Source organism: Chromatocurvus halotolerans (assembly GCF_004340525.1).
Taxonomy (GTDB): Bacteria; Pseudomonadota; Gammaproteobacteria; order Pseudomonadales; family Halieaceae; genus Chromatocurvus; species Chromatocurvus halotolerans.
In genome coordinates this window covers 168,662-195,271 of record NZ_SLWX01000006.1, presented here as the reverse complement: position 1 = coordinate 195,271, position 26,610 = coordinate 168,662, and the positions used below count along the sequence as shown (strand labels likewise).

General features: G+C 62.8%; 27 protein-coding genes. 12 read left to right on the top strand and 15 right to left on the bottom strand.

Translation table 11 applies throughout. The features are described 5' to 3' along the window. Positions 1-53 precede the first annotated feature (53 nt). Positions 54-2,102 (bottom strand): methionine--tRNA ligase, encoded by a 2,049-nt coding sequence (gene metG / locus EV688_RS09265; protein WP_117315840.1) that lies wholly within the window; start codon positions 2,100-2,102, stop codon positions 54-56. Between the two features lie 162 nt (positions 2,103-2,264). Here metG and apbC point away from each other — a divergent pair, with 162 nt between their 5' ends. Both apbC and dcd read left to right on the top strand, forming a co-directional pair. Next, a complete protein-coding gene (apbC, locus tag EV688_RS09260) occupies positions 2,265-3,077 on the top strand; it encodes an iron-sulfur cluster carrier protein ApbC (protein WP_240624263.1) in 813 nt (270 codons plus the stop codon). A 47-nt stretch (positions 3,078-3,124) separates the two neighbouring features. Then, the gene (gene dcd / locus EV688_RS09255; RefSeq protein WP_117315844.1) at positions 3,125-3,691 is read left to right on the top strand and encodes a dCTP deaminase; all 567 of its coding nucleotides are present in this window, start codon (positions 3,125-3,127) and stop codon (positions 3,689-3,691) included. 56 nt (positions 3,692-3,747) lie between these two features. Here the strand turns inward: dcd and EV688_RS09250 are convergent, their stop codons facing one another. From EV688_RS09250 to purM, 3 genes are all read right to left on the bottom strand, one after another. Further along, positions 3,748-4,449: a DUF3108 domain-containing protein gene (locus EV688_RS09250; RefSeq protein ID WP_240624264.1), complete on the bottom strand. Its 702-nt coding sequence runs from the start codon at positions 4,447-4,449 to the stop codon at positions 3,748-3,750. Positions 4,450-4,528: 79 nt separating this feature from the next. Beyond that, complete coding sequence (purN, locus tag EV688_RS09245) at positions 4,529-5,197, bottom strand: phosphoribosylglycinamide formyltransferase (RefSeq protein WP_117315848.1); 669 nt, start codon at positions 5,195-5,197, stop codon at positions 4,529-4,531. Further along, a complete protein-coding gene (purM, locus tag EV688_RS09240) occupies positions 5,197-6,237 on the bottom strand; it encodes a phosphoribosylformylglycinamidine cyclo-ligase (protein ID WP_117315850.1) in 1,041 nt (346 codons plus the stop codon). Before purM ends, purN begins: the two co-directional genes overlap by 1 nt. A 207-nt stretch (positions 6,238-6,444) precedes the next feature. Between purM and EV688_RS09235 the strand changes: the two genes are divergently transcribed. The 3 genes from EV688_RS09235 to hda are packed head-to-tail and all read left to right on the top strand — an operon-like array spanning position 6,445 to position 9,202. Further along, complete coding sequence (locus EV688_RS09235) at positions 6,445-7,422, top strand: DUF2066 domain-containing protein (RefSeq protein ID WP_162883830.1); 978 nt, start codon at positions 6,445-6,447, stop codon at positions 7,420-7,422. Further along, positions 7,410-8,492: an AI-2E family transporter gene (locus tag EV688_RS09230; protein WP_117315854.1), complete on the top strand. Its 1,083-nt coding sequence runs from the start codon at positions 7,410-7,412 to the stop codon at positions 8,490-8,492. Before EV688_RS09235 ends, EV688_RS09230 begins: the two co-directional genes overlap by 13 nt. A 2-nt stretch (positions 8,493-8,494) precedes the next feature. Beyond that, positions 8,495-9,202: a DnaA regulatory inactivator Hda gene (gene hda / locus EV688_RS09225; RefSeq protein WP_240624265.1), complete on the top strand. Its 708-nt coding sequence runs from the start codon at positions 8,495-8,497 to the stop codon at positions 9,200-9,202. Here the strand turns inward: hda and EV688_RS09220 are convergent. Both EV688_RS09220 and EV688_RS09215 read right to left on the bottom strand, forming a co-directional pair. Beyond that, positions 9,190-9,972 (bottom strand): queuosine precursor transporter, encoded by a 783-nt coding sequence (locus tag EV688_RS09220; RefSeq protein ID WP_117315858.1) that lies wholly within the window; start codon positions 9,970-9,972, stop codon positions 9,190-9,192. The two genes, hda and EV688_RS09220, sit on opposite strands and share 13 nt — an antisense overlap. A 4-nt stretch (positions 9,973-9,976) precedes the next feature. Further along, positions 9,977-10,678, bottom strand: a complete 702-nt coding sequence (locus tag EV688_RS09215; RefSeq protein WP_117315860.1) for an SDR family oxidoreductase — start codon at positions 10,676-10,678, stop codon at positions 9,977-9,979. 178 nt (positions 10,679-10,856) lie between these two features. Here EV688_RS09215 and EV688_RS09210 point away from each other — a divergent pair, with 178 nt between their 5' ends. Continuing rightward, positions 10,857-11,351 carry a 6-pyruvoyl trahydropterin synthase family protein gene (locus EV688_RS09210; protein ID WP_240624266.1) on the top strand — a complete coding sequence of 165 codons (495 nt, stop codon included), beginning with the start codon at positions 10,857-10,859 and terminating at the stop codon, positions 11,349-11,351. Between the two features lie 33 nt (positions 11,352-11,384). On the opposite strand, the gene prlC is transcribed toward EV688_RS09210, so the two are convergent. Continuing rightward, complete coding sequence (prlC, locus tag EV688_RS09205; RefSeq protein WP_117315864.1) at positions 11,385-13,421, bottom strand: oligopeptidase A; 2,037 nt, start codon at positions 13,419-13,421, stop codon at positions 11,385-11,387. Between the two features lie 117 nt (positions 13,422-13,538). On the opposite strand from prlC, the gene EV688_RS17705 reads away from it, so the two are divergent. The 3 genes from EV688_RS17705 to EV688_RS09195 are packed head-to-tail and all read left to right on the top strand — an operon-like array spanning position 13,539 to position 16,573. Next, positions 13,539-14,561 carry a TolB family protein gene (locus EV688_RS17705; RefSeq protein WP_240624267.1) on the top strand — a complete coding sequence of 341 codons (1,023 nt, stop codon included), beginning with the start codon at positions 13,539-13,541 and terminating at the stop codon, positions 14,559-14,561. Next, positions 14,506-15,597 (top strand): alpha/beta hydrolase family protein, encoded by a 1,092-nt coding sequence (locus tag EV688_RS17700; RefSeq protein ID WP_240624268.1) that lies wholly within the window; start codon positions 14,506-14,508, stop codon positions 15,595-15,597. Before EV688_RS17705 ends, EV688_RS17700 begins: the two co-directional genes overlap by 56 nt. Before the next feature lie 4 nt (positions 15,598-15,601). Continuing rightward, positions 15,602-16,573 (top strand): quinone oxidoreductase family protein, encoded by a 972-nt coding sequence (locus EV688_RS09195; RefSeq protein ID WP_117315865.1) that lies wholly within the window; start codon positions 15,602-15,604, stop codon positions 16,571-16,573. A gap of 186 nt (positions 16,574-16,759) precedes the next feature. Here EV688_RS09195 and EV688_RS09190 read toward each other — a convergent pair whose 3' ends face one another. Both EV688_RS09190 and EV688_RS09185 read right to left on the bottom strand, forming a co-directional pair. Further along, entirely contained in the window at positions 16,760-17,215 is a 456-nt protein-coding gene (locus EV688_RS09190) for a TlpA family protein disulfide reductase (RefSeq protein ID WP_240624269.1), read from the bottom strand. Then, the gene (locus EV688_RS09185; RefSeq protein ID WP_117316123.1) at positions 17,212-18,432 is read right to left on the bottom strand and encodes a YihY family inner membrane protein; all 1,221 of its coding nucleotides are present in this window, start codon (positions 18,430-18,432) and stop codon (positions 17,212-17,214) included. The genes EV688_RS09190 and EV688_RS09185 overlap by 4 nt, the downstream gene beginning before the upstream one ends. Positions 18,433-18,622: 190 nt before the next feature. Here EV688_RS09185 and wrbA point away from each other — a divergent pair, with 190 nt between their 5' ends. Genes wrbA through sppA form a run of 3 tightly spaced genes read left to right on the top strand, consistent with a single transcriptional unit; the run spans position 18,623 to position 21,488 of the window. Further along, positions 18,623-19,252 (top strand): NAD(P)H:quinone oxidoreductase, encoded by a 630-nt coding sequence (gene wrbA / locus EV688_RS09180; protein ID WP_276309857.1) that lies wholly within the window; start codon positions 18,623-18,625, stop codon positions 19,250-19,252. An 8-nt stretch (positions 19,253-19,260) separates the two neighbouring features. Then, a complete protein-coding gene (locus tag EV688_RS09175; RefSeq protein ID WP_205686543.1) occupies positions 19,261-19,638 on the top strand; it encodes a DUF2069 domain-containing protein in 378 nt (125 codons plus the stop codon). Positions 19,639-19,640: 2 nt separating this feature from the next. Next, on the top strand, positions 19,641-21,488 hold the full coding sequence (gene sppA, locus EV688_RS09170) for a signal peptide peptidase SppA (protein WP_117315871.1): 1,848 nt from the start codon (positions 19,641-19,643) through the stop codon (positions 21,486-21,488). A gap of 22 nt (positions 21,489-21,510) precedes the next feature. On the opposite strand, the gene EV688_RS09165 is transcribed toward sppA, so the two are convergent. From EV688_RS09165 to EV688_RS09140, 6 genes are all read right to left on the bottom strand, one after another. Beyond that, positions 21,511-22,368 carry a mechanosensitive ion channel family protein gene (locus tag EV688_RS09165; protein ID WP_117315873.1) on the bottom strand — a complete coding sequence of 286 codons (858 nt, stop codon included), beginning with the start codon at positions 22,366-22,368 and terminating at the stop codon, positions 21,511-21,513. A 125-nt stretch (positions 22,369-22,493) separates the two neighbouring features. Continuing rightward, the gene (locus EV688_RS09160) at positions 22,494-23,081 is read right to left on the bottom strand and encodes a PqiC family protein (RefSeq protein WP_117315875.1); all 588 of its coding nucleotides are present in this window, start codon (positions 23,079-23,081) and stop codon (positions 22,494-22,496) included. Then, a complete protein-coding gene (locus EV688_RS09155) occupies positions 23,078-24,052 on the bottom strand; it encodes an MlaD family protein (RefSeq protein ID WP_117315877.1) in 975 nt (324 codons plus the stop codon). The genes EV688_RS09160 and EV688_RS09155 overlap by 4 nt, the downstream gene beginning before the upstream one ends. Continuing rightward, positions 24,045-24,839, bottom strand: coding sequence for an ABC transporter ATP-binding protein (locus EV688_RS09150; RefSeq protein ID WP_240624270.1), 795 nt, complete (start codon positions 24,837-24,839; stop codon positions 24,045-24,047). Before EV688_RS09150 ends, EV688_RS09155 begins: the two co-directional genes overlap by 8 nt. Next, positions 24,836-25,966, bottom strand: coding sequence for an ABC transporter permease (locus EV688_RS09145; RefSeq protein ID WP_117315879.1), 1,131 nt, complete (start codon positions 25,964-25,966; stop codon positions 24,836-24,838). Before EV688_RS09145 ends, EV688_RS09150 begins: the two co-directional genes overlap by 4 nt. Positions 25,967-26,048: 82 nt before the next feature. Further along, positions 26,049-26,555: a DUF3806 domain-containing protein gene (locus EV688_RS09140; protein WP_117315881.1), complete on the bottom strand. Its 507-nt coding sequence runs from the start codon at positions 26,553-26,555 to the stop codon at positions 26,049-26,051. Positions 26,556-26,610: the final 55 nt, after the last annotated feature.

The window sequence follows — 26,610 nt, the reverse complement described above, 5'->3', positions numbered from 1 at the left end:
CGCCGGGTTCTCGCTGGAATGTTAGGGGGTCACCGCCGACAACACAATGCCATTCACTTGACCTGCATGCCCGGCGTGGCGCCGCTGTCCGGCGCCAGCAGGAAAATGTCCTTGCCGCCCGGTCCCGCTGCCAGCACCATGCCTTCGCTGGTGCCGAAGCGCATTTTGCGCGGTGCGAGGTTGGCCACCACTACCGTGAGCCGGCCGACCAGATCCGCCGGTGCATAGGCCACCTTGATGCCCGACAGGACCTCCCGCTCGCCCAGGGAACCGAGGTCCAGCGTGAGACGCAGGAGTTTGTCGGCGCCATCCACGGCCTCCGCACTGATGACTTTTGCGACCCGCAAATCGACCCTGGCGAAATCCTCAAAGGCGATTTCGCTGGCAATCTCCACCCCGGGCGCCTTCTCGGCCGTCCCGGTTTTCGCCGGTTCGGACTGCACGTGCGCAGCCTCTGCCGCCTGGCGTTCCGCGTCGAGAATGGCGGCAACCTGCTTCGCATCGATACGCGTCAGCAGTGGGGTGAAGGCGCGCAGCTCATGGTCGAGCAACGTCTGCTCCAGCGCTGTCCAGTCGAGGGACGTCTGCAGGAATGCCTCGGCCTTCTCGGCCATGCGGGGCAATACGGGTTTCAGGTAGATCATCAGCACACGGCACAGATTGATGCCCACGGAGCAGACTGCATGTACCTGGTCGGCGTTAGCCGGATCTTTCGCCAGAATCCAGGGTTTGTGATGGTCAATGTACTGATTGGCGCGATCTGCCAGGGCGATGATATCTCGCACGGCCTTGCTGAACTCACGGCTCTCGTAGCGCTCTGCAATCTCTTCCCCCGCGGCGATAAAGGCGTGCAGCAATTCGGGCTCGCTGCAGCTGGCGGCCAGGCGATTATCATAACCCTTGCGCAGGAAGCCGGCGCAGCGACTGGCGATATTTACCACCTTGCCGACCACGTCAGCGTTGACGCGCTGCACGAAGTCCTCGAGATTCAGGTCGATATCGTCGACGCCCGCGCCCAGCTTGGCGGCAAAGTAATAGCGCAGGTATTCGGCGTCCAGATGCTCAAGGTAGGTGCTGGCATTGATAAAGGTGCCTCGACTCTTTGACATCTTCGTGCCGTTCACCGTCAGAAAGCCGTGGGCGAAGATGCCGGAGGGCGTGCGCAGGCCGGCAGAGTGCAGCATGGCGGGCCAGAACAGGCCGTGGAAGTTGACAATGTCCTTGCCGATGAAGTGGTACAGCTCGCTGTCGTGACCGGAGCGCCAGAAACGGTCGAAATCCGTGCCGGTGCGCGTGCAGTAGTCCTGAAAGCTGCCCATGTAGCCAATGGGCGCGTCCAGCCAGACATAAAAGTACTTGTTGGTTTCGCCGGGAATCTCGAAGCCGAAGTAGGGGGCGTCGCGACTGATATCCCATTCGTGGAGCTCGGTATCGGTCCACTCGCGCAGCTTGTTTGCAATCTGCGGCTGCAGGGTGCCAGAGCCTATCCATTCGCGCAGCATGTCGGCAAATGCCGGCAGGCGGAAGAAAAAGTGTCGCGAGGCCTTCTCTACCGGGGTGGCGCCGGAAAGTGCCGATACGGGGTCAATCAGCTCGGCCGGCGTGTAGGTGGCGCCGCAGGCCTCGCAGTTGTCACCGTACTGATCGGGCGTCCGGCAGCGCGGACAGGTGCCCTTGATGAAGCGGTCCGCCAGGAAGAGCCCTTTCTCCGGGTCGTAGGACTGCGTGATCTCACGCTCGGCAATGTGGCCGTTCGCTTTCAGGCGCGCATAGATGTATTCACACCACTGGCGGTTCTCTGCCGAGTGGGTGGTGTAGAAATTGTCGAAGCTGATCAGAAAGGCTTCGGAATCGCGCTGATGCGCCGCGTGGATTCGGTCTATCTGCTGCTGCGGCGTGATGCCCAGTTTTTCCGCGCTGAGCATGATGGCGGTGCCATGGGCATCATCTGCACAGACATACAAACATTCATGTCCCCGCGAGCGCTGAAAACGGACCCAGATGTCCGTCTGTACCTGTTCCAGCATATGGCCCAGGTGCAGGGGGCCGTTGGCGTAGGGCAGGGCGCTGGTGACGAGAATGCTGCGCTTTTCTGGGGGCATGGGGCTGCATGGCATCGCAAAATGGGCGCGTACTATAGCCGCTTTGAGGGAGTTTTTCACGCGGCTCATGCGGGTCGGCCGCCGCGGATTGTGGGGGAAGAGGTGAGTCTCTATACTGGCCGCCCGTCGGGGCCTGTGGCTCGCTCGGCCAGGAGAACAATCATGCAGTCAGTGCAGCACATTATCGCCGTCGCTTCGGGCAAGGGGGGCGTGGGCAAATCCACCGTTGCCGTGAATCTGGCGCTGGCACTCAAGGCATGTGGTGCCCGGGTCGGCCTTCTCGATGCTGATATCTATGGCCCCAGTCAGCCATTGATGCTGGGCGTTGCACCGGGAACGCGACCGGACACCGAAGGTGACCAGGTGATACTGCCGGTCGAGGTGCACGGACTGAAAACCATGTCCATGGGGTATCTGACAACGGACCGCACGCCATTGGTATGGCGGGGTCCGATGGCCGGTGGTGCGCTCACCCAGATGCTGGAGCAGACGCGCTGGGGAGAGCTGGATTACCTGCTGATCGACATGCCCCCGGGCACGGGCGACATTCAGCTGACGCTGGCGCAGAAGGCCAGGGTCAGCGGTGCGGTGATCGTCACGACGCCGCAGGACATCGCGCTGCTCGACGCACGCAAGGGCATCGAGATGTTTCGCAAGGTCGATGTGCCGATTCTCGGCATTATCGAGAACATGGCGCTGCATGAATGCACCCAGTGCGGTCACGTGGAACACGTATTTGGCAGCGGTGGCGGCGCGGATGTCGCCGCGGAGTACGGCGCCGAACTGCTCGCAAGCCTGCCCCTGGCCATGGCGATCCGCGAGCAGACCGATGCCGGTCGGCCAACGGTGCTGTCGGCACCTGACTCCGCCGCCGGGGAGGCCTTCATGCAGGCGGCGCGGCGTCTACAGGAGCGGCTGGCCGCGGACGACGCGACGCAGGGCGGCGCCCCTGATATCAGTGTGACTGACGACTAGTGGCATGAATTGCCACTCATGACACTAGCGTCCAGAAAGGAGCAGCGGTGAGTATCAAGGCGGACAGATGGATCCGGCGCATGGCGCTGGAGCAGAGCATGATCGAGCCCTTCGAGCCCGGACAGGTCCGCGAGCGCGACGGGCACAAGCTGATTTCCTACGGAACCTCCAGCTACGGTTACGATGTGCGCTGCTCCCAGGAGTTCAAGGTTTTCACCAATATCAATTCGGCCACGGTTGACCCCAAGGCCTTCGACGAGAGCAGCTTTGTCAATGTCACCGGCGATGTCTGCGTGATCCCGCCCAACTCCTTTGCGCTTGCCAGCACCGTGGAATATTTTCGCATTCCGCGCAATGTCCTCACTGTCTGTCTGGGCAAGTCGACCTATGCCCGCTGCGGCATCATCGTTAACGTGACGCCGTTGGAGCCGGAGTGGGAAGGGCATGTCACGCTGGAGTTTTCCAACACCACAACGCTGCCCGCAAAGATCTATGCCAACGAGGGCGTTGCGCAAATGCTGTTCTTCGAATCCGATGAGGTATGCGAAACCAGCTATAAGGATCGCGCTGGTAAGTATCAGGGGCAGCGCGGGGTGACTCTGCCCAAAGCGTGATAAAAGGCCCAGAGCGTGATAAAAGGCCCAGAACGGGAAAGAGCCCGGAATCCTGTTCAGCTGGCGACGTACTGCGTGACCGGAACGCCGTCGATTTCCGCGCTGATAAGGTTTGCCTCTATGGTTTTTCCTTCCTCAATGTGCAGCGTCTTTACCACAAGATAATCCCAGTCGGGTGCCACCCAGAGCTGTGACAGGCGCTCGTCGGTATCGCGCTGGCGCTCGTAGAGCAGTGTGTCTACCTCTCCCATCGGGGTCTGCAGTCGCTCCTCGCCGATGAGTGCCAGCGTGTAGTCCTTGACCTTTCGGCCATCGGCAACGGTAAATACCATTTCCTCGGGCGCGGGATCCTGGCTGAGAAGATTCAGGCGCATCTGTTCCTGCTGACTCATCCGGTCAAGCGTATGTCCGACATCGGGCAGGGCATACCACTCGTCCTTGTAAAGACTGCGAATGACCGAAGAACCCGACGTGAAGTGGACTTCCCGCCGCCGACTGATAAGCCCCGTTCCCTGGTAGATGTACGAATGGGGCTCCACACGGCCTTCCGTCAGGCTGAACCGGCTGACTTCGCTCAGTCCCACGACGAGCAGGCTGCCTTCGCTGGTCAGTCTGCAATGTCCCTCGGCGTCAATGGTCAGGTCGCGGCGAAGCTTGATGCTCAGGCCGCGCGCGGTTGTCTTGTAGACTGTGCTATAGGGCTTCAGCCCTGTTTTCCCCGTGCCTGGTGCCGATTCCTGCTGGGCTACGGCCGACACGCCGGAGGCACACAGACACGCAAGCAGAAGTGTCGACAGTCGCCGCAGCGAATGCCAGGCAGCGCGACGCCCCGTGACCTCATGTTTTGCCCGGGGTGTACGGTATCCCGGTTGCGGGCATCGTTTTTCCATCCAGTGTCACCTCTCCTGCTGTCAGCCGCAGCCGTCCTTTCACCCACCATGAAATGGCTTGGGGATAGATGCGGTGCTCAAGTTCGAGAACCCTTGCGGCCAGTGTGTCGGCGTTATCGTCAGGTATTATTGGTACTCTTGCCTGAAGAACAGGGGGCCCGCCGTCCAGTTCGTCTGTGACAAAGTGAACCGTCGCGCCGTGTTCGCGGTCTCCGGCTGCCAACGCTCTCGCGTGAGTCTTCAGGCCAGGATACTTCGGCAACAGGGATGGGTGAATGTTCAACAGGCGGCCACGGAAAGACGCGATGAACAGCGGCGTCAGTATGCGCATGAAACCGGCGAGAACCACCAGGTCCGGCGCATGCGGTTCGAGTTCGGCCAGCATGGCGCGGTCAAAGGCGTCGCGGGTGGCGTAGTCGCGATGATCCACGACGACCTGTGGAATGCCCGCGCGACGGGCGCGCTCGAGAACGCCGGCTCCGGGCCGGTTGCTGCCGATGACGGTGATACGGGCGGGAATGGTGCCGTCGCTGCAGGCATCGGCAATGGCCTGCATGTTGGAGCCGTTGCCGGAGGCAAGGATCGCCAGCCGCGACAGGCTGTCGGCAGCGCCCATCACTCCCTGAGGTTGACGCGACGCTCGCCGCGACTGATCGTCCCCAGCTTCCAGGCTTTCAATTGCTTCTGCTGCAGACTGTCAATCCCTGCTTGCCAGGTGTCGGGCGACATGCAGACCACCATGCCGACGCCACAGTTGAAGGTCCGGTACATCTCCTCAGTGGCAATCCCTCCCTCGCGCTGCAGCCACTCGAATACCGGCGGCCACTGCCATGAGCTGACTTCAATGTCTGCCGCGCAGCCCTCGGGCAGGACGCGCGGAATGTTCTCGAGCAGCCCGCCGCCCGTAATGTGTGACAGGGCGTGGACGCCACCCTCGCGTATCAGCGCCAGCAGCGGCTTCACATAGATTTCCGTGGGTGCCATCAGCGCTTCTCCCAGCGTCCTGTCGTCGAGTTGCTGCTGCAGGTCGACGCCGCTGACCTCGATGACCTTGCGGATCAGCGAGTAACCATTGGAGTGCGGGCCGCTGCTGCCGATGCCTACGAGAACATCGCCGGGCTGTACCGCGCTGCCGTCGATGATCTCGCTTTTTTCCACCACGCCAACGCAGAAGCCGGCGAGGTCATAGTCGCTGCCGTGATACATGCCGGGCATCTCTGCCGTCTCTCCACCTACCAGTGCGCAGCCCGCCAGTTCACAGCCGCGTCCGATGCCATCAATGACGCGGGCCGCAACGTCAACGTCGAGCGCCCCGGTGGCGTAGTAGTCCAGGAAGAACAGGGGTTCAGCACCTGCGACCACGAGATCATTGACGCACATGGCAACGAGATCTATGCCGATCGTGTCATGTTTTCCCAGCTGCATTGCCAGTTTCAGCTTGGTGCCGACGCCATCCGTACCCGACACCAGCACCGGCTGACGATAGCCGGCCGGGATCTCACAGAGGGCACCGAAACCGCCCAGGCTGCCCATGACCTCGGGGCGTCGAGTGCGCCGGGCGGTATCCTTGACGCGCTCTACGAGTGCGTTGCCGGCATCGATATCGACGCCGGCGTCCCGGTAGCTAAGCCCGGTCTTGCCGCGATCACCGCTCATGCTTCTCCCTGTCTGGCGCTGGATTGAGGCGCGTAGTGTACTGCCACGTTATTTCCAGTAAAGCCGCGACGGTACTATTTATGCTCTCCGCCTGCGGCTCGCGCTGTTACACTTGGCCGCATGATTGTATCCGTTTTCAGGTGCCTTGCACGTAGGATCACGCTGGGCCTGTTGTGTGTCTTGCTGGCGCACCCGGCAGCCGCTCGCGTGGTTGATGACCTGTACAGCGCGCGGGTCAGCGTGCAGGATCGCAGCCAGGCGTCTCTGGACGCTGCGGCGCGCGACGGCCTTTCCGAGGTGCTGGTGAAAATTACCGGCAGCCGCGAGGTACTTTCACTGCCGGTGCTCGATCGCGCCGTGCGCGACGCACGGGACCTGCTGCAGCAGTTTTCCTATCAATCCTCGGGCGATGGCCGCGATCTCGAGATCGAGCTCAGGTTCAGCAGCGAGACAGTCCGTGGCCTCGTCATAGAGGCCGGCGCGCCGCTGTGGACCGCGAATCGGCCGCAGGTGCTGGTCTGGATGGTTGTCGACGGGCCAGGCGGGCGTCAGCTGGTCGATGCCGAAAGCTACCCGGATGTGGTCGCCAGTATGCAGCGGGCGTTTGAGCGCCGGGGTCTGCCGCTGGTCATGCCGATTCTGGATCTGGATGATGTGGTTGCCCTGTCGCCGGGCGATGTCTGGCGGCAGGGTCTCGCCGAGATCATGCAGGCGTCCGCCCGATACCCCGCCGAACAGATTCTGATCGGACGCGTTGCGGCGTTGTCCGGTGACCGCTGGCTGGGCGACTGGCTGCTTTACGACGGGCGCAGCCGCGCCGATCGGCCGGTCAATGCCGGGTCTGCGGATGCGTTTCTGGAGGCGGGCGTTGACCTGGTTGCCGGAGTTGTTGCGGGCCGCTTCGCGCTGACTTCGTCTGTTGCCGGCAGTAACTCCGGTGCGCGAGTGGAGGTCAGCGGTGTCAGCAACTATTCGGATTACGCCGCGATTGTCAGCTGGCTGGAGAGTCTTGAACTGGTCGAATACGCGAACGTGGAGTGGTTGCGGGGTGACCGTCTCACCCTGCGCCTGGTCGCGCAGACCGATCTTCAGAGTCTGCGACCCCTGATCGAGCTCAACAGCCGCCTTGTCCCGGACAATCGCGGCGGCGACGGTGCCAACCTGGTGTACGTATGGCAGAACTAGACGAGCCGGTTGTTGACATCCCGATCAAGCGATGGCCGCTGGTTCTCGCGGTGTTTGCCGTTGCCTGTCTGTTTTTCTATCTGCTGCAGCCTATCCTGCTGCCGTTCGTTCTCGGCGCGGTGATCGGCTATCTCGGTGACCCGCTGGTCGACCGGGTAGAGGCCCGCGGCGGCAGCCGCACCCTTGGCGTGGTTCTGGTTTTCCTCGCCTTTGGTCTGCTGCTGCTGGTCGCAACGCTGTTCGCCATGCCGATGCTTCTGCAGCAGCTGGATATCCTCATCCAGAAGATTCCCGCATTCTACGCCTGGCTGCGCGATAGCGCGCTGCCGTGGATGCAGTCGAGGGTAAGCATACCTTCCTCGCGTCTTCCCGAGATCGACTGGTCGGGCCAGCTGCTTGAAAACTGGCAGTCTTTGGGCAAGGCATCGGCGAAGGCAGTGGGGCAGATCACGGGATCCGGACTGGGCATGCTGCTGTGGCTTGCCAACATTGTGCTGGTGCCGGTGGTGGCGTTCTATTTCATGCGGGACTGGGACAACATGGTACGCAAGCTGCTTGAGCTGCTGCCGAAGGCCTGGCAGTCCGGCACCCGCACTCTGGCAGCGCAGGCGGATGAAGTTCTCGGCGCCTTTCTGCGCGGCCAGTTCGTTGTCATGTGTGCACTCGGTGTGCTTTACAGCAGCGGGCTGTGGATTGTCGGCGTGCAGGCGGCGCTGCTGCTGGGCCTGCTTGCGGGCCTGGCGAGCATCGTACCCTACCTCGGTTTTGTCGTCGGTATTACCGCATCCATGATCGTGGCCTACGTGCAGTTCCAGGAGTTTTCCATCCTGCTCTGGGTGCTGCTGGTGTTCGGTGTCGGACAGCTGGTGGAAAGTCTTTTTCTCACGCCGGTTCTGGTGGGCGATCGCATTGGGCTGCACCCGGTAGCCGTAATCTTTGCATTGATGGCCGGGGGCCAGCTGGCGGGGTTTCTGGGCGTCCTGGTCGCGTTGCCGGTAGCGGCGGTCGTCATGGTCTTCGTCAGGCACGCCATTTCCCACTACCGCGCCAGTAATCTCTACGGGGGCTGATCGTGGCCACTGCCTTGGGGAGCCAGCTACCCCTGAACATCCGTCCCCGCGATGACGCGACCTTCGACAACTATGTGGTCAATTCCCGGGTGCGGGCGGTCTGTCTGGCCGTAAGCGGCGCTGTCGAGCGACTTTTGTTCATCCATGGTCCCGGTGATGGCGGCAAATCCCATCTTCTGCAGGCAGCCTGTCATGCCTGCGACGGTGTGGCCCTTTACCTGCCGCTGGCCGCACTATCGGATATGGCGCCGACGGGTCTTCTCGATGGCGTTGAGCACTCGGCGCTGATCTGTATTGACGATCTGCAGGTGGTCGCCGGGGACGGCGAGTGGGAGCGGGCGCTGTTCAACCTGTATAACGCGGTGCAGTCGGCAGGCGCGCGCCTGGTGGTCGCGGCTGATGCTCCCCCTTCCGCCCTTGCCATCGCCATGCCGGATCTGCGCTCCCGGTTGGCTTCGATGCTGGTTTACAGTGTGCCCTCGCCCGACGACGAGGAAAGACAGGCAATACTGATCGCGCGGGCGCGCCGGCGTGGCCTCGCGATGCCGGTCGAGGTGGCCCGTTACATCGGACACCGCGCCGGTCGGTCACTGGGAGACCTGATGGCGGTACTGGAAGAGCTCGACCGCGCGTCGCTCACTTACCAGCGCGCGCTATCCATTCCCTTTGTGCGCCAGGTCATGGGCTGGCAGGGAAGTCAGGTTCCATAGACTTCGTTATCCGCGTGCGCTGCCGCCATTTCGCCGGGCTGAAGCCGCAGGTAGCGCCGCAGATAATGCACGGCAATGTACAGCGGGCCGGTATCGAGAAGCGCCACACAGGCCTTGAACACATAGTTGCTGCCTACCAGAACGAGAAGCGCCGTCAGCGCGATGTCTCCACGCAGGAAGGCGGCGCCAAAGGTCACCGTCACCACCATCACCGAGTCCACCATCTGGCTCATCAGCGTGCTGAAATTGTTGCGTATCCAAAGGTGCTTGCCGCGTGTCACCCGCTTCCAGAAATGAAACAGCTGCACATCGCAGTACTGGGCCGCGACATAGGCGAGCATGGAGGCGAACACGGCGCCCGAGGTCGTGGCGTAGATCAGCTGATACAGCCCCACACTGGATTCGACGATGTCGCCGTTGGGCAGGGCTATCGGCGCCGCCAGCTGCAGCACCTGCCAGGGCGGCATGGCGTCGGGACCCACCGAGGGCAGGCTGTTGCCCAGGATCAGCACGCCGAGAATGAAGAAATTCATCCCCAGGCCGACGCTGACCAGGAAGTTCGCGCGGGCCCGGCCATACAGTTCGCACACCAGGTCGGTACACAGGAACGTCAGGGGATAGGGAAGCACGCCCACGGCGAGAGCCATGGGCCCGAGCTGAACAAAACGCGTGATGCCAATCACGTTGAGCAGCGTCATCGCGCAGAGAAAGGTTCCGGCAAGTACCAGGAAAACCCGCTCCCGGCGCTCCTGCAGCACGCTTGCCTTCATGCGCTCAGCTTTCCCGCTGGCCGAGGTTGGCATGTATGACAGTGCCGTTGATTACCGGGTGTTCATGCGCCCAGATGATCAGCTCGGCGATTTCCTCCGGCGCCACGAGACGACCAAAACTGTTGCTGCCGCCAATGGCCCGGAGGGTATCTTCATCATTGCCCAGGTGGGTGCGCAGCATCTCGGTATCAGTAAAGCCCGGACATACCAGCGCCGTGTGCACGCCCTTGCCCATCAGATCCTGGCAGGTTGCGCGCATCATGCCGAGTTGCGCGTGCTTTGAAACGACATAGCTGAACGCCCCGGCAACCGCCTTTTCGGACAGTGTCGAACCCACATAGATCACGCTGGACGACGCAGGCATCACGGGCAGCAGCCGCTGGTTGAGCGTGTTGATGCCAATGACGTTGACGCCCAGCACGCCGGCCAGGGCCTCATCGCTGCAATCCAGTGCGGAATCCTTGAGCATCTGGCTGGCATTGTGGACGAGGGCGACCGTGTCGGATTGCTCGACCGCCGGCAGCAGAACCGACATCGCCGCCTCCACGCTGCCCCGGTCCCGAAGATCGCAGCGCAGGTTCTCAACGCCGGTCAGGAGGCAGGGTCGACGCGACAGATTGTAGACCGAGTAACCGGCGTCGCGGAACAGCTCGGCAGCGGCGTGGCCGATACCGGCGCTGGCCCCTGTGATGATGGCAATGGGCATTGATGTATCCTGTCTGACGGGGGCTGCAGAATGGCAGCCTATGCTAACGTTGTGTGCGACCAGTTTATACTCCGCGACTGGCCGGCCGGATTGCCCTGGGTGTGAACCATTGCCGATGCGGTTCGCGTATGCAGATCTGACCGCACAGCACGCATGCGCATTGCGCGAGGAAGGCCCGTTGAATAATCAGGAACCGCAACTTGCAACGCTCTATATCGACAAGGAGAGTCACAAGTTCTCCGCCGCCCATTACACCATTTTCTCGGCCACCGAGCGCGAACGACTGCATGGCCACAACTACTCGGTGTCGGCGAAAATTGTGGCACCCATGGGGAACAACGGGTTCGCGGCGGATTACAACGTGTATAAAAACCGCATAAAGCGTCTGTGTGACGAACTCGACGAATACATGATTCTGCCCGAACATTCTCCCCACCAGACACTCGAGGACGGGGGCACGCACTACCGGGTGGCTTTTGCCAATGACACCCTGCATTTCCTCAAGAGCGATACCCTCGTGCTTCCCATTGTCAATGCCACGGTCGAGGAGTTCTCACGCTACCTGCTGGCGCGCGTTATTGCCGATTCCCGGGGTGAGGATCTGCGGGAAGTGCAGATCTGTGTCGCCTCCGGTCCGGGGCAGAAGGGCTGTACCACCTGGACAGCCGGATAAGCCTCCGGTCACCTGCAAGGCTGCCTGGGTGTCTCACGCGGCAATGCCACTGTGACGCAACAGTGCGCGGATGTCCGGGTCGCGCCCGCGAAAGGCCCGGAACGTTGCCAGTGCATCGCGGGACCCGCCAGCCTCCAGCACTTCGCGCAGGAAATCCGCGCCGGTCGCCGCATTGAAGATTCCCTCCTCCTCGAAACGGCTATAGGCGTCAGCTGACAGCACTTCGGCCCACTTGTAGCTGTAATAGCCGGCTGCGTAGCCGCCGGCGAAAATGTGGCTGAAGCTGTTCTGGAAGCGGTTCCAGGTAGGCGGCTGCAGCACCGCCACATCCTCGCGCACGGCATCCAGCAGGGCTTGCACGGAGTCGAAGTCCTGCCTGCCCCATTCCAGATGCAGCCGGAAGTCGAACAGGGAGAACTCAAGCTGCCGCACGGTCTGCATGGCCGCCTGGAAGGTCCGCGCCGCCAGCAGTTTGTCCAGCAGCGCCGCCGGCAGCGGCTCGCCCGTCTCGACGTGACCTGAAATGAAGCCGAGCGCTTCTGCCTCCCAGCACCAGTTCTCGAGGAACTGGCTGGGCAGTTCCACCGCATCCCATTCAACGCCATTGATGCCCGATACCGAGGCGACAGTCTGTGCTGTGAGCATGTGGTGCAGACCGTGCCCGAACTCGTGGAACAGCGTGGTCAACTCGTCGTGGGTGAGCAGCGAGGGAGAGCCGCCAGAGGGGGCAGAGAAGTTGCACACCAGCCACGCTACCGGCAGCTGAAGGCCGTCGCCGGCGAGGGTTCGTCGAGTGCTGTAATTGCCCATCCAGGCGCCCCCGCGCTTGCCGCTGCGGGCGTAGAGATCGAGGTAGAATCGCGCCACCGCCGCGCCATCGCGTCGGATCTCAAACAGCTGGACGTCGGGGTGGTAGCTGTCCACCTCAGGAATCTCCACCACCTCAACCCCATACAGCCGATTGACCAGAGTGAACAGGCCGCAAAGAACCCTGGGGACCGGCAGGTAGGGGCGTATTTCTTCCTGCGAGACGGCGAAGCGGTGCTGGCGAAGCTTTTCGCTGCAATATGCAACGTCCCAGGCCTCGAGCTGTTCGAACCCGAGTCGCGCCTTGGCAAAGTCCGCCAGTTCCTGCCATTCCTGCTTGGCGCGGGGCTTGGCTCTGTCCGCCATGTCGGTGAGGAAGCGCACCACTTCATCGACGTCCCGGGCCATCTTGGTGGCAAGAGAGAGCTCTGCGTAATTGTCGAAACCGAGAAGTCGCGCCAGTGCAAGCCGGCAGTCTAGCGTCTCGCGGATAATGGCGCTGTTGTCCCAGCGGTCCGCATCAGGACCCTGCTCGGAGGCGCGCGTGGCAAAAGCGGTGTACATTTCCCGGCGCAGTGAAGAGTCATCGCCGTAGGTCATGACCGCCAGGTACATTGGCATGTCCAGCGTCAGGAGCAGGCCATCCTTGCCTCTGGCCGCGGCGGCGTCCCGGGCACTGTCCAGCGACGAGGCAGGCAGGCCGGACAGCTCTTTCTCGGTCACCGCTTTCGACCAGGCGTCGGTCGCGTCGAGCACGTTCTCGCTGAAGCGGGCGCCCAGGCGCGACAGGCGCTGGCGAAGCTCGGCATAGTCGCGCTTTTTCTCCGGTGCCAGGGCCACCCCGGCAAGGCGGAAATCGCGCAGGGCAATCTCCACGCTGCGCTGCTGTGCCGGCGAAAGCGACGCGAATGACGCGCTGTCGAAAACCTCCCGGTACGCCCCGAAAAGCCCTTCGTGCTGACCGAGCCAGGTGTTGTATGCGGACAATAGCGGCAGGCAGGCGTTGTAGGCAGCGCGCAGTTCCTCGCTGTTGACCACGGCATTGAGATGGCTGACCGGCGCCCAGACGCGCGCGAGTTCATCCTCAAGCGCTTCAATCGGCTGCAGAACGGTTTCCCATGTGGCGGGCTGGTGTGACGCTAGCAGTGCCTCGATTGCCGTCTTGTTGCGATCGATCAGTTCTCGGATGGCAGGTTCTGCGTGTGACGCTTCGATAGCGCTGAATCGGGGCAGCTCGGCAGGCGCGAGCAGGGGATTGGTCATCGGGTATACTCCAGAGTCGAACATCAATATGGCGCCAGTGTAGCGCATGACCGCGCGGTTTCCCGTCGCGATGTGTGCCTCCGGCAGATTACCGTTTCCACCAGAGAAGGATGTCTCATGAAACAGACACTACGGCTTTGGCGGTCGCTGTTCACCGGTGCGGTCTCGATACTGCTGGTGTCCCAGGCCGCACTGGGGCAGGAGAAGGCCCCGCTGGCGCTGGAGGATGTTTTCCAGCTGCGTTACGCGGGGGCGCCGCTGGTCAGCGCCAGCGGTGATTTCATCGTGTATACGCGGCATTCCATGGACATCATGCAGGATCGCGAGCGGAAAAACCTGTGGCTGGTCAGACGCGACGGCAATGACCACCGGCCACTTACCAGCGGTGCGATGAGCGTATCCCACGCGGCCCTGTCACCGGATGACACCCGGGTTGCCTTTGTCGCCAGGGATGACACCGGATCACAGATCTTCGTGCACTGGCTGCAGCAGGGCTATACGGCGCAGCTGACCCGGCTTGCCAACGCGCCCGGTCAGTTGACCTGGTCGCCGGATGGCCAGCAGCTGGCTTTCACCATGCGGGTTGCGGAAAAGGCGCCCGTAATGGGGGTGTTGCCGTCAGCCCCGGAGGGCGCGGAATGGGCACCACCGCCGATAGTCATTGACCGCGCGGTCTATCGCAGCGACGGCAAGGGCTATCGCAAACACGGATTCCAGCATGTGTTCGTCATGCCGGCCAGTGGCGGCAGCCCGCGGCAGGTGACCTCGGGTAACTTCGATCACAGTGGTGGCATCGCCTGGTCTGCGGCTGGGGACGCACTGTTTATCTCGGCAAATCGCGGCGACGACGCCGAACTGAACCCGGTGAACACCGACCTGTTCCGTATTGACCTCACCACGGACCAACTGACCCGTCTGACCGATCGGCAGGGCCCGGACAGCGGTCCGGTGGTCTCGCCTGACGGGCGCTATCTCGCCTATACCGGATGGGACGACGCCGGCAAGGGCTACCACCGCCAGCGGCTTTACGTCATGCGCACGGACGGCTCCGGCAGGCGTGAGCTGCAGGCTGACCTTGACCGCGATGTGGCGTCACCCCCTTTGGTCCGAAGGCAGCGAACACCTGTTTTTCAGCTTTGACGACAAGGGTGACACTGTCCTTGCCATGACCGACCTGGAAGGTCGCCTGGTGCGTCTTGCGGAGGGTCTCGGCGGGACATCGCTGGGGCGCCCGTATGCGGGTTCGGCCTTCGCCGTGGGTGGCGGTGATGTCTTTGCCTATACGGCAGGCGACACATCGCGCCCCGCGGATATTGCCGCGGGCCGGCCGGGGCACGACGCTCCCGCCCGACTGACAGCCCTGAACGAGAACTTTCTGGCACATCGTGAGCTGGCGCGCGTCGAGGAGCGCTGGATCACCTCATCGGCTGACGGCGAGGAGATCCAGGCCTGGGTCGCCCTGCCGCCGGGCTTTGACCCGGGCCGGAAATATCCGCTTATCCTGGAGATTCACGGGGGACCATTCACTAATTACGGCGATCGTTTCTCGACCGAGATTCAGCTGTATGCGGCCGCCGGTTACGTGGTGCTCTATGTGAATCCCCGCGGCAGTACCAGCTACGGCGAACGCTTCGGCAACCTCATACACCATGCCTATCCTGGCAAGGATTACGACGATCTGATCTCGGCAGTAGACGCGGTCATCGACGAAGGGTATGTCGATACGGACGCGCTGTTTGTCACGGGTGGCAGTGGCGGCGGTGTTCTGACGGCCTGGATTGTCGGCAAGACCGACCGTTTTCGCGCCGCGGTGGTGGCCAAGCCGGTGATCAACTGGGCCAGTTTCGTGCTGACCGCCGACAATTCACCGTACTTCACCCGCTACTGGTTCCCGGCCCTGCCCTGGGAGGACCCCGAGGGTTACTGGGCGCGCTCGCCGCTGTCCCTGGTCGGCAACGTCAGCACGCCAACCATGCTGCTGACCGGTGAGGCGGATCTGCGCACACCCATCAGCGAGACGGAGCAGTATTATCAGGCACTGAAGCTGCGCGGGATCGACACGGCGATGGTTCGGATACCGGGTGCTTACCACAGCATCACCAAGCGGCCCAGCCAGATGGCGGCCAAGGTGGCGGCCATTCTGGCCTGGTTCGAGCAGCATTCGGCGACGGAGTAGTCCCATGGTTCAGCGTATCGAGATCGCACAGACCGGTGGTCCGGAGGTGATGCAGCTTCGCGAGACGGAATTGTCGGCGCCGGGTCCGGGCATGGTCCGGGTGCGTAACAGGGCGGTCGGCCTCAACTACATCGATACCTACCATCGCTCGGGCCTGTATCCACTGCCATTGCCCAGCGGTCTCGGTCTCGAGGCCGCCGGGGTGGTGGAAGCCGCGGGTGATGGCGTTGCGCTCGTACCCGGAACCCGAGTTGCCTACTGTGCCGCCGGCATCGGCGCCTACAGCGAGGCGATCAACCTGCCGGCGGCCAGGCTGGTGGTGCTCCCGGACAGCATCAGTGACGAGATGGCTGCGGCGGTACTGCTCAAGGGCTGCACGGTTGAGTACCTGCTGCAGCGCACTTACCGTTTGAGCGCGGGAGAGCACTGCGTCTTTCACGCGGCGGCTGGCGGTGTCGGGCAGTTGTTCGGTCGCTGGGCGCAGGCTCTGGGCGTGCAGGTCATCGGCACGGTGGGCTCGGCGGAGAAAGCCGAGGTGGCGCGACGCTGCGGCTACGCCCACGTGATCAACTACCGGGAGGAGGATGTTGCGGCCCGGGTGCGTGAGATTACCGGTGGGGTGGGTGTTCCCGTGGTGTACGACGGCGTTGGCGCGGCAACCTTTGATGCCTCGCTCGATTGCCTGCAGCCCCGGGGCCTGATGGTCAGCTTCGGCAATGCCTCCGGCGCACCGCCGCCGCTGGACCTGCAGCAGCTGACTGTCAGGGGTTCGTTGTTTATCACACGGCCTTCGCTGATGGGCTATGTCGCCTCGGATGCAGAAATGCAGGCGTCCGCGCGGGACGTACTGCAGCGGGTTGCAAACGGTACCCTGGCCGTTGCCGTCAATCAGCGTTACCCGCTGGCTGACGTGCAGCGGGCACATCGGGAGCTCGAGGCACGAGCGACGGTCGGGTCGAGTGTGCTGCTGCCCTGATTGAGGGAAAAGCCCGCCATGGGGAACCATCGCCGTATTCGCGGGTCACAACTGCGCAGGCGGTAAATGCCTGCCGATGTATTGACACTGTTCAGGCCATTGACCCCCTGGAAGAGACTCCTCCTCTGCCGGCCGCAAGGCCGGCTTTTTTTTGGCTGAGCAATCCCGACCCGGGTGCGCGGTGCGCTATTTTGCGGAACGCTGCACCGTTGCCTCGAGCAGTGAATCCAGGGTCTGTGGTCCGACCAGGGTCTGTATCAGCTGGCCGTCGGGATGGAACACCAGGGTGGTCGGCAGCACCACAGGTCGCTCGGTGCCGAGGGCTTGCGCGGGATCCTCCGGCAGCGTGGCAAAGTCGATACCGAGTTTTTTCAGCTGCTGCGCAAGCGCATCGCCCGTGGCGCCATCGAAATTGACGCCGAGCACCGTGACATCATCGCGCGAGTTCAGCTCATTCAGTTCCGGCACTTCCTTGATGCAGGGTTTGCACCATTCTGCCCAGTAGTTCACCACCACCCAGTCTCCCTGAGCCGCCCTGATCGGCGCCAGAGGGCCGTCCGCCGACGGGTCACAGCCAGCCATTGTCATCAGAAGAAACCAGAGTGCCGCCAGCGGGCGGCGAACGTTGCTGCGTAGTGTCATGCCGAAAACAGCTCCACCAGGTTGATGTCGAGGGCTTTTTTGCGTGCCTGCTCCTGTTCGCTGAGCAGGGCAATGGCCTTTTCCTCCCAGGCGCTCTCAGCGTTGCCCGGATAATCGCGCACCCGTTTTTCGCCGCTGACCCACTGCACAACCTGCCACAGGCTGATGTTGTGAAGGTCACGGGCCAGCAGGTAGTGCCCGCGATCATTCTGCGAGATGAGTTTGTGCTGCAGAAAGATACGGCGCAGGGTACTCCAGCTGTCGCTATCAATATTACAGCCGCGGTCGAGCATCAGGTCGAATTCGCGCAGGGTCTGTCCGGCCTGCTGGCGACGCCACAGCAGGTGCAGCGCCTCCAGTGCCTTCACTACCAGGGGCCGTGCTGCCTGCTCTCGCGACTGGTAGGCCGACAGGCCGTGCACGAGGATCGCGCAGATGAGGACAATATTCCAGGAAATAAAAACCCACAGCAGGAACAGGGGTACTGCCGCAAACGCGCCGTAGATAAAGGTGAAACTCGTGCCCGACACCAGCATGGTGAAGAGCTTGCGTGCCACGTTGAAAGCGATGGCTGCCGTCGTGCCACCGATCAGCGCATGTTTCAACGGCACGCGACAATTGGGAACGGCTGCGTAAATGAGGGTGAATCCAATGGCGTTGAGGAAAAATGGCGTCAGCTGCAGCAACAGACCACCGACGCCGATGATATCGAAGCTTTCCAGGACGTCGGCGAATGACGCGAGATAGGTGCTTACGGCCAGGCCCAGCCCGATGGTCAACGGCGCCAGGCTCAGCACGGCCCAGTACAGCAGAAAGCTGGACACCGGGCTGCGATTCTCCGGCGTGCGCCAGATTCGGTTGAAGCTCTTTTCAATGTTGCGCAGCATCAGGATGGCGGTGCCGCCGAGAAAAGCCACCCCGAAGCCCGTGAGGTTCTTGGCCTGACGGGAGAAGTCGTCCAGGTAGTCCTGCATTTCCCGTGAGGCCTCCGGCATGAGGTACTCAAACAGAAGGTTCTGGATATTGCCCTCGAGGCCCTTGAAGGCGGGTATCGCCGAGGCCATGGTGTAGAGCACGGTCAGCAGCGGTACCAGTGCGAACAGGCTCATGTAGGTCAGTGCGGCCGCCGTGTCCTGGCAGCGATCCGCCTTGTATCGCTGGAGGAAGTAGTCGAGCCGGTGCAGTAGTGGCTGCCACTTGTCGGGTACGCTGATCATGAGCGGATTATTGCACGATTCACGGCGCGTCGGGACGCAGGCACAGTCAGTCATGCCGCTTTGCTATAATGCGGCGCTGGAATATGGAGAGTCGAATGATCGTCATCATGCCAACCCGCAATCCCGTCGCAAGCTGCCGCGATCACGCTGTGAGCAGCGCATTCCCGGCACGCGTCCAGGCACCGCTGTCGTGACGCCAGGCAGACCCTATGTCCTGGTAGTGTACTACTCGGCCTCAGGTGCGACAGCCCGGATGGCAGAGGAAGTTGCCCGCGGTGTCCAGGGCGTGGCCGGCATTGATGCGCGGCTGCGCACGGTCCCTGGCGTGTCTGCGGAAACGGCGCAGGTGGCAGCGGACATCCCCGACGCGGGTCCGATGTACTGTGAGCTTGATGATCTGCGGCAGTGCAGCGGTCTGGTGCTTGGCAGCCCGACACGATTTGGCAATATGGCGGCGCCCATGAAGTATTTTATCGACGGCACTTCCGAGCTCTGGCTTAGCGGCGCGCTGGTAGACAAACCTGCGGGTGTGTTCACTTCCACGTCCAGCCTGCACGGGGGACAGGAGAGCACGCTGCTCAGCATGCAGCTGCCGTTGCTGCATCACGGTATGCTGCTGGCCGGCCTGTCTTATGGCGAGCCGGGACTCACCCGCACCCGCGGTGGAGGTACGCCTTACGGCGCCAGTCATCACGCAGGCCCCCGCAATGATCGTGCACTGGACGCTGACGAGCTGGGTCTGTGCAAGGCGCTGGGCGCCCGCGTGGCGCGCCTGTCTCTGGCCCTGGACACCTCCCGCGCCGTGGGTGGCACCGCATGAGCGCTGGTGTGACAAGACAGGGCGCGAGCGCCTGGCTGTGGGGTCTGGTGTGGGGTGCCTGGCTGTTGCTGTTCCTGCAGCAGACCGCCGATGCCTGGCTGAGGGAAGTGCCCTGGGTCATCTGGTGCGGCAAGCTGCTGCCGTTGCTCATGTTCGCGCCCGGTATGCTCAGGGACCGACTGCGCAGCTTTATCTGGCTGTGTTTCATGTGCCTGCTCTATTTCATTGCGCTCGTCCAGTACCTGTTCGCAGCACCGGCCTCGCTCCTTGCACAGACCGGCATGCTTGCGGTGGTGGCGCTGTTCATTGCTGCCATGATGTACGTACGTGCCCGCGGTCCCGAGCTGCGCGCGGGGAATCAGCCAGCCACGTCGCCTGAAGGATGACCATGACCCGCCGCCCCTCTTTTCTGAAACGACTCCTTCGCGGCACCTGGCGCGGCATCACCTTCCTGCGCCTGGCGCTGTCGAACCTGCTGTTTCTTGTGGCTATCGGGCTGCTTTACCTGCTGTTCAGCGGGACATCACCCGAGCCGCTGCCGAAGAAAGCGGCTCTGCTGCTCGATCCTGCCGGCACGGTGGTCGACGAGAAAACACGCATCGAGCCGCTGTCCCTGCTCAGTGAGCCTTCCCCGGCGACGGCAGAGACACGGCTTCAGGACATGATAGACGCGGTGGACGCAGCGGCCACCGATGAGCGGATCACCGCGCTGGTCATGGATACGGAGAATCTGGTGCAGTTTGGACTGAGCAGAGCGCAGGAGATGGCGCCGGCGCTTGCGCGCTTCCGCGCAAGTGGCAAGCCGGTCATTGCCGTCGGAGACTACTTCACCCAGGATCAATATCTGCTGGCTGCGGAGGCTGACGAGATTCTGCTGCACCCCTACGGCGGTGTGGCCCTGCAGGGTTTTGCCAGTTACCAGAACTATTTCCAGGAGGCTTTCGAGAAACTCGCCGTGGATATCCACGTGTTTCGCGCCGGTGAGTTCAAGTCAATCGCCGAGCCCCTGATGCGCAACGACATGTCGGAGGGCGAAAAGCAGATTACCCGTGCATGGCTGGAGGATCTCTGGGCCCAGTACACCGGACATATCGAGCCGCGGCGCGGCCTGGACGCGGGCGCGCTGCAGCGGCAGATCAATGCCTATCCGCAGCGCCTGGCCGGTGCCGGCGGTGATCCGGCGAGGCTGGCGCTGTCGGAGGGCCTGGTTGATCAGCTGATGTCACGTCGGGAAATGGACAGTTACCTGGCCAGCCGCGTCGGGGCGTCGAACGACGCCGGTGAGGCGACCATGATTCCTTTCCAGCGTTATCTGGCGAAGCGCGGCGCCTCCACGGGGAATGGCAGGCGTATTGCGGTTGTCACTGCGCAGGGAAATATTCTGCCGGGCGAACAGGAACCGGGTGCCATTGGCGCAGAGAGCCTGTCTTCACAGCTCATCGAGGCGTCAGAGGCGCCCGACGTCGCGGCGATTGTCCTGCGCATGAACAGCGGTGGCGGCAGCGTCTTTGCCTCCGAGGTGATTCGTGCGGCGCTTGCCGAGGTGCGCGCCAGGGGCACGCCGGTGGTCGTGTCCATGGGACCTGTCGCGGCGTCTGGCGCCTATTTTATCGCCACGGCAGCGGACCAGATCTGGGCAACGCCGGCAACCCTGACCGGCAGCATCGGCGTTTTTGCGGCGTTTCCCACGATTGACCGTCTGCTCTCCCGAGCCGGTATTCATACCGACGGCGTCGGTACCACGGAGGCGGCGGGATCGCTGCGCATAGATCGTCCGCTGAATCCCATGGCAGCGGAAGCACTGCAGCAGTCCGTTGAGCAGATCTATCAGAAATTTCTCTCGCTGGTGTCGGAAAGCCGCGGCATGAGCATCGCCGAGGTTGATGCAGTGGCGCAGGGGCGCGTCTGGAGTGCAACCGCAGCTCGGGAGGTGGGTCTGGTCGATGAAATCGGATCGCTGGAGGACGCCGTGTCGGCGGCAGCGGCACTGGCCGGCGTGTCGACCTATCGCGTCGACCATATCCGGGCGCAGATGTCGCCGCGCCAGCAGCTGCTGCAGCAGCTGAGTGAGCGTGTGGGGCTCGGCGGAATTCTCTCCGGGTTGCCAGACGCGACCGCCGCGCTGCCTGTCGCTGTGCGACAGGCCCTGGTGCCGTTGCGGGTGGCGCGCGACGCGATGTCCGGACTTGCCGATCCGCGGCATCTGTACATGCAGTGTCTCGGCTGCAGTTTCTGATCGCCGACGGCAACGTCCTTGCCTATTCCGCTACCGCGGTCCGCGCTTGCTCCGTGGCCATGGCGGTCTCGTACCGGGTAATGTGCAGCTCCCGCTGCGGAAACGGAATGGTGATCCCCGCCTCGTCAAAGCGCAGTTTCACCTTCTCCGTGGTGTCCCAGAACACCGGCCAGTAATCGGCCGAGTTCACCCAGGGGCGCACCAGGAAATTGACGCTGGAGTCCGCCAGTGCCCCGACCACCACGGCGGGCGCCGGATCTGCCAATACACGCTCATCGCCCTCGACGATATCCTGCAGGATGCTCCTTGCCAGGCGCAGGTCGTCGTCGTAGGAGATACCGAAAGTCATGTCGACGCGACGGGTGGGCTTCGCGGAGAAATTGGTGATGTTGTTGCTCATAATGGTGCCGTTCGGAACGATGATCTCCTTGTTGTCGGGCGTGATCATCGTCGTGGTGAAAATGTTGACCTTGTCTATCGTACCCATCGCGTTGCCCGCCTCGACGAAGTTGCCTTTCACGAAAGGACGGAAGATGATCAGCATGACGCCGGCCGCAAAATTTGACAGCGAGCTTTGCAGTGACAGGCCGATGGCCAGGCCCGCGGCGCCGATCAGTGCAATCAGTGACGTGGTGTCGATACCGAGCTGGCTCAGTGCTGCGATGATCACGAACAGCAGCAGCAGGGCCCGAAGAATGGCGACAACAAAAATAACCAGCGTCTCGTCCAGTTTCTGTCGCAGCATGAGTTTCTGGGCGATGCCCACTACGACGGCAACGACCATGCGCCCGATAATGAAAATGACCAGCGCGGTGACGATGCGAATGCCCCAGGGGATGGCGTAGATATTGATGAGTTGCGGGATGTCAATGTTTTCCATGCGCTCGCTCCTTGCGGCTATCAGGCAGAAGGCGGAAGATCATACCGGCGCCTCCCCGTGCTGTACACGGCAAGGCAGGTGGCGTCGGGCTGTTGGGCCACGTTGCCCGGTCGGTATGCCGGACTTCAGGGGTCCTGCGCCGGGATCGCGCCGGCGATATCCAGTGCAAGCGCGCGCACCAGAGCACTGAAGGCGCGGGCGACGGCGGGACCGGAGGGTGACACAAGGGCTTCCTCGCGACTGAATCGCCCCGTGAGTGTCGGGCCCGGTGAAACGGATGACGTTGGCAGAATGCGCCAGCTCGCGGACAGCCTCGCTATGGCATCTGTTGCCTCCAGCCTGCGCACAGAAATGCTGACCCCGTAATCCGCCCGCGAGGCCGAGGGTCCGGGGAAATTCGTGATCCCTGCGCCTTCAAGCGCGTCAGAGAGAATCTCGATCAGCGTGCGCTGTATGCCCTGATCCAGCGGCTCTGCCCAGAGCTCTGACACACTGTAGTGCAGCGCGCCCTCGCTGTCGCGTCTCGCCAGAGCGCTGCGCTTGAGGTATTCGGGTAGCGTAACCGGGCCGACACTCACCGGGGGCGCATCACTGCGAATGGCTGCCTGCGCTGGTGAGGTCAGCGTCAGATAGTCCACGGCGGCAGGCGTGGCGCAGCCTCCCAGTGTCATTGCCAGCAGGTAACACAGCGTCTGGAAATACGGGCCTTTCACTGGTCGTTACTCCGTCGACCACGCAGAAGGGCATCCGGATGTTCCTCCAGCAACCGTGCCAGAGACTGCAGGGCCCGGCTGGCATCCGCGAGTTCTTTCAGCGTTGCGTTCAGCTGGTACAGCGTGGGCGATCCGGGATCCACCTGGTCACCGATGGATCGCATGGCCTGTTCTGTGGCCAGCAGCGCCGAGTCCAGTCGCTTCAGGCCACTGCCGGCGCTGCTGGCGAGCCCGGGAAGATCCGCGTTGACCTGCTGCAGCACGCCGCGGGCTTCCGCGAGCACGGTCGTCACTTCAGGTCGCAGCGCGACCATGGCATCTGTGAGACCGTCACCTGCCTGCGCAAGGGATGCCAGCGTCTGCTGCAGGTCTCCGGGCAGGGCCTGGAACTCTTCCGTTGCGGTCAGCGTATTGAGACTGCCCGCAATATCACCGATGTCCTGCGCGATTCTGGCGTAATCGATGGATTGCAGTGTTCTGCGCAGCAGCTCCAGCTCGGTGGGAATGGTTGGCACCTGTGTGTGCGGCGAGGTAACGTCTGGCAGACTGACAACGGTGTCGGGGTGGAAGTCCATCTGCACATAAAGCAGTCCGGTCAGCACGCTCTGCATGTTGAGCTGGGCGCGCAGGCCGTTATCGATCAGATAGGGAATGAGCGACGACGCATCCATGCCTTCGCCGACGAGAAGAACGTTTCTCTCGGACAGCTCCGCCTCAACCTGCATGATGATGTCAGCCTTGTCCGTGGACAACAGCAGCTGGATGTCGGTGACCTGGCCGATCTCTACCCCGCGCAAGGCTACCGGTGCACCCACGGTCAGCCCTTTCACCGAGCCCTCGAAGACCATGACGACCCGCTCTCGCTGGCCTCCGAAACCGGTGCTGCCGATAACTACCGCTCCGGCGAGCACAATGAGCAGGGAACCCACCACGAAGGAGCCGATCAGCACGCTGTGCTTGCGTTCACCCACGATCGTCCTCCCCGGAGACGTCGCCGGACGGCCGGACGTCGGCTTCGCGATTCAGAAACTGCCGCACGACAGGCTGTTCACTGTGTGTTCTCAGCCAGCCTGGATCGCCGTAGTCAATCATGGTCCGGGTCTCCGCGTCCAGATAGACGCTGTTGGTGGCGATGGCAAAAATGCTCGGCAGCTCGTGCGTCACCATCACCACGGTGGCTCCGGTCGACTCCTTGATCTGCAGGATCAGGTCGTCGAGGCGTCGTGAGCTAACCGGGTCAAGCCCGGCAGAGGGCTCATCGAAGAACAGAATCTCGGGATCCAGGGCAATGGCACGTGCCAGGGCCGCGCGTTTGCGCATGCCACCGCTGATTTCTTCAGGCAGATAGTCCTGGAAGCCATCCAGGCCCACCAGCGCGAGCTTGTAGGCCACGATATCATCAATGGTGGCAGCTTCGTATTGCGTGTACTGGTGCAGCGGCAGCGCCACATTCTCCGCGAGGCTCATGGCGCTGAACAGGCCGCCACTCTGGTAAGTGATTCCCCAGCTGCGCCGCATGACACGTCGCTCCGCGGCACTGGCAGACATCAGGCTGCGACCGTGATAGAGCACGTCGCCAGCGGCGGGCGTCTTGAGGCCAAGCAAGTGACGCAACAGGGTGCTCTTGCCGCAGCCGGAGCCGCCCATGATGACAAAAATGTCTCCGGGGAAGACGGCGAAATCGAGGTCGCGCTGAACGACCGTGGAACCGTAGGCCATGCACAGCCCATGCACCTCGATAACCGGCTCCTGGATCACACGCCCACCTGCTGAAAGAGAATGTTCATGCCGGCATCGGCGACGATCAGGTAGACCACCGCGGTGACGACGGCTTCCGTGGTGGCGTCGCCAACGCCCGCGGAGCTGCGACCTGCCGACATGCCGGCACGGCAGCCGGCAATCGCGATCAGCACGGCAAACAGCAGGCTCTTGGACAGTCCGACCATGAAGTGCCCGGGGGCCAGTACGGTGACCAGTTCACTCAGGTAGGCCAGTGGACTGATCCCCATGCCGCCGGCGACGATCGCCCCGCCCAGCATGCCGAGGACGTTGGCATAGATCGTCAGCAGGGGCATCATAAGCGCGAGCGCCAGCAGGCGTGGCGCGACCAGGAATTCCATCGGTGACAGGCCGAGGGTCGTCAGGGCGTCGATTTCGTCGTTGCTCTGCATGGTGCCGATCTGGGCGGCATAGGCGGCGCCTGTTCGACCCGCCATGACCACAGCCGTCATCAGTGCGCCCATTTCCCTGAGCATGCCGATGCCCACGAGGTCGGCGACATAGACCTCGGCGCCAAACTCCTTCAGCTGCACCGCGCCGAGATACGCGAGAATCATGCCGACCAGAATGCTCGTCAGTGTGATGATGGGCAGTGCCCCGGGCCCGGCCTGAGCGCAGTACAGCTTCAGGTCGGACCAGCGCATGCTCGAGCCGGGCATCATGCAGGTGGCGCAGGCGACAGTGGCATCCCCCACAAAGGCCAGGGATTCCTGCACCTGCTCGCCGATCTCATGCAGGTTGCGCCTGATGGCAGCCGCCGACAGCCAGCCGGCGCTGCGCGGTCGTGCCTCGCGCGGCGGTGTCGCGGTTGCCAGATCCAGCAGGTCGTCGAGACTGGAACCGTGGCGGCGACGCTCGCAATCGATACCGCGGGAGCGGCACAGATTCATCCATCTCAGGCAGAACGCGGGGAGCTGAGAATCCCAATCGCCGATGCCGGAGAGGTCGAGGGCGACGGGACCGGGCGGTTCAATCCGTGCCAGCATATCCTGCAACCGGGATGGTGCCGGGGTGGGCTGGCCCTCTGTCCAGTCGCCGCTAAGGTAAAGCGTGGGCTGACCGCTCGCGTCAGGACGCAGTGCGCAGTCGGGGGCCGTTGCGTCCATGGTCGGTTTTCCCTGGCTTACTCGCGCCAAAGGTTGCAGGTGGCCACTGCGTCTGCCGGATGCTGCCGGCGGCGTGACCGGCTCACTGGAACGGCCGCTTTTCCCGGATCGGTTCAATCAGGTCGATCGCCTTGTCATAGATTTCCTGCACTGGACGATCATTGCCAACGGCGCGCCGACGCGAAATCATGGTGGCCGGAAACAGGTAATTGTCGGTTTCGCGGTAACGCAGCGCGCGGCTGCGGCCCACCGGGTCCTCGTAAATCACCCAGTGCATGTCGAGTTCCCGCGCCAGGACATCGCCCAGCAGTATGCCCATGGCCTGCAGTTCCTCGGTCTGCTCAGGCCGCACACGGCGCTCATCGAGGAGGCGCTGCAGCAGCGGAATGTCGTTTGCGGGAGAACCGTCAAAACCGCTGCCGGTATGGCGGCGCGCCAGACTCTCGATCGCATCGCGCTGGCGCTGCATATACTGTCTGTCCAGTGGCGTCAGTTCGCTGATACGCAGCTGATCCTGGCCCGCCGCCGGCAGGCTGCTGAAGAGAAGTGTTGCGATGATGACCAGGCAAAGACGGGTCAGGACGTTCATTCGGGCCTCCGGTTTTCAGTCAAACCCCACGTGCTGCACTCTAGCGCGGCGTGAC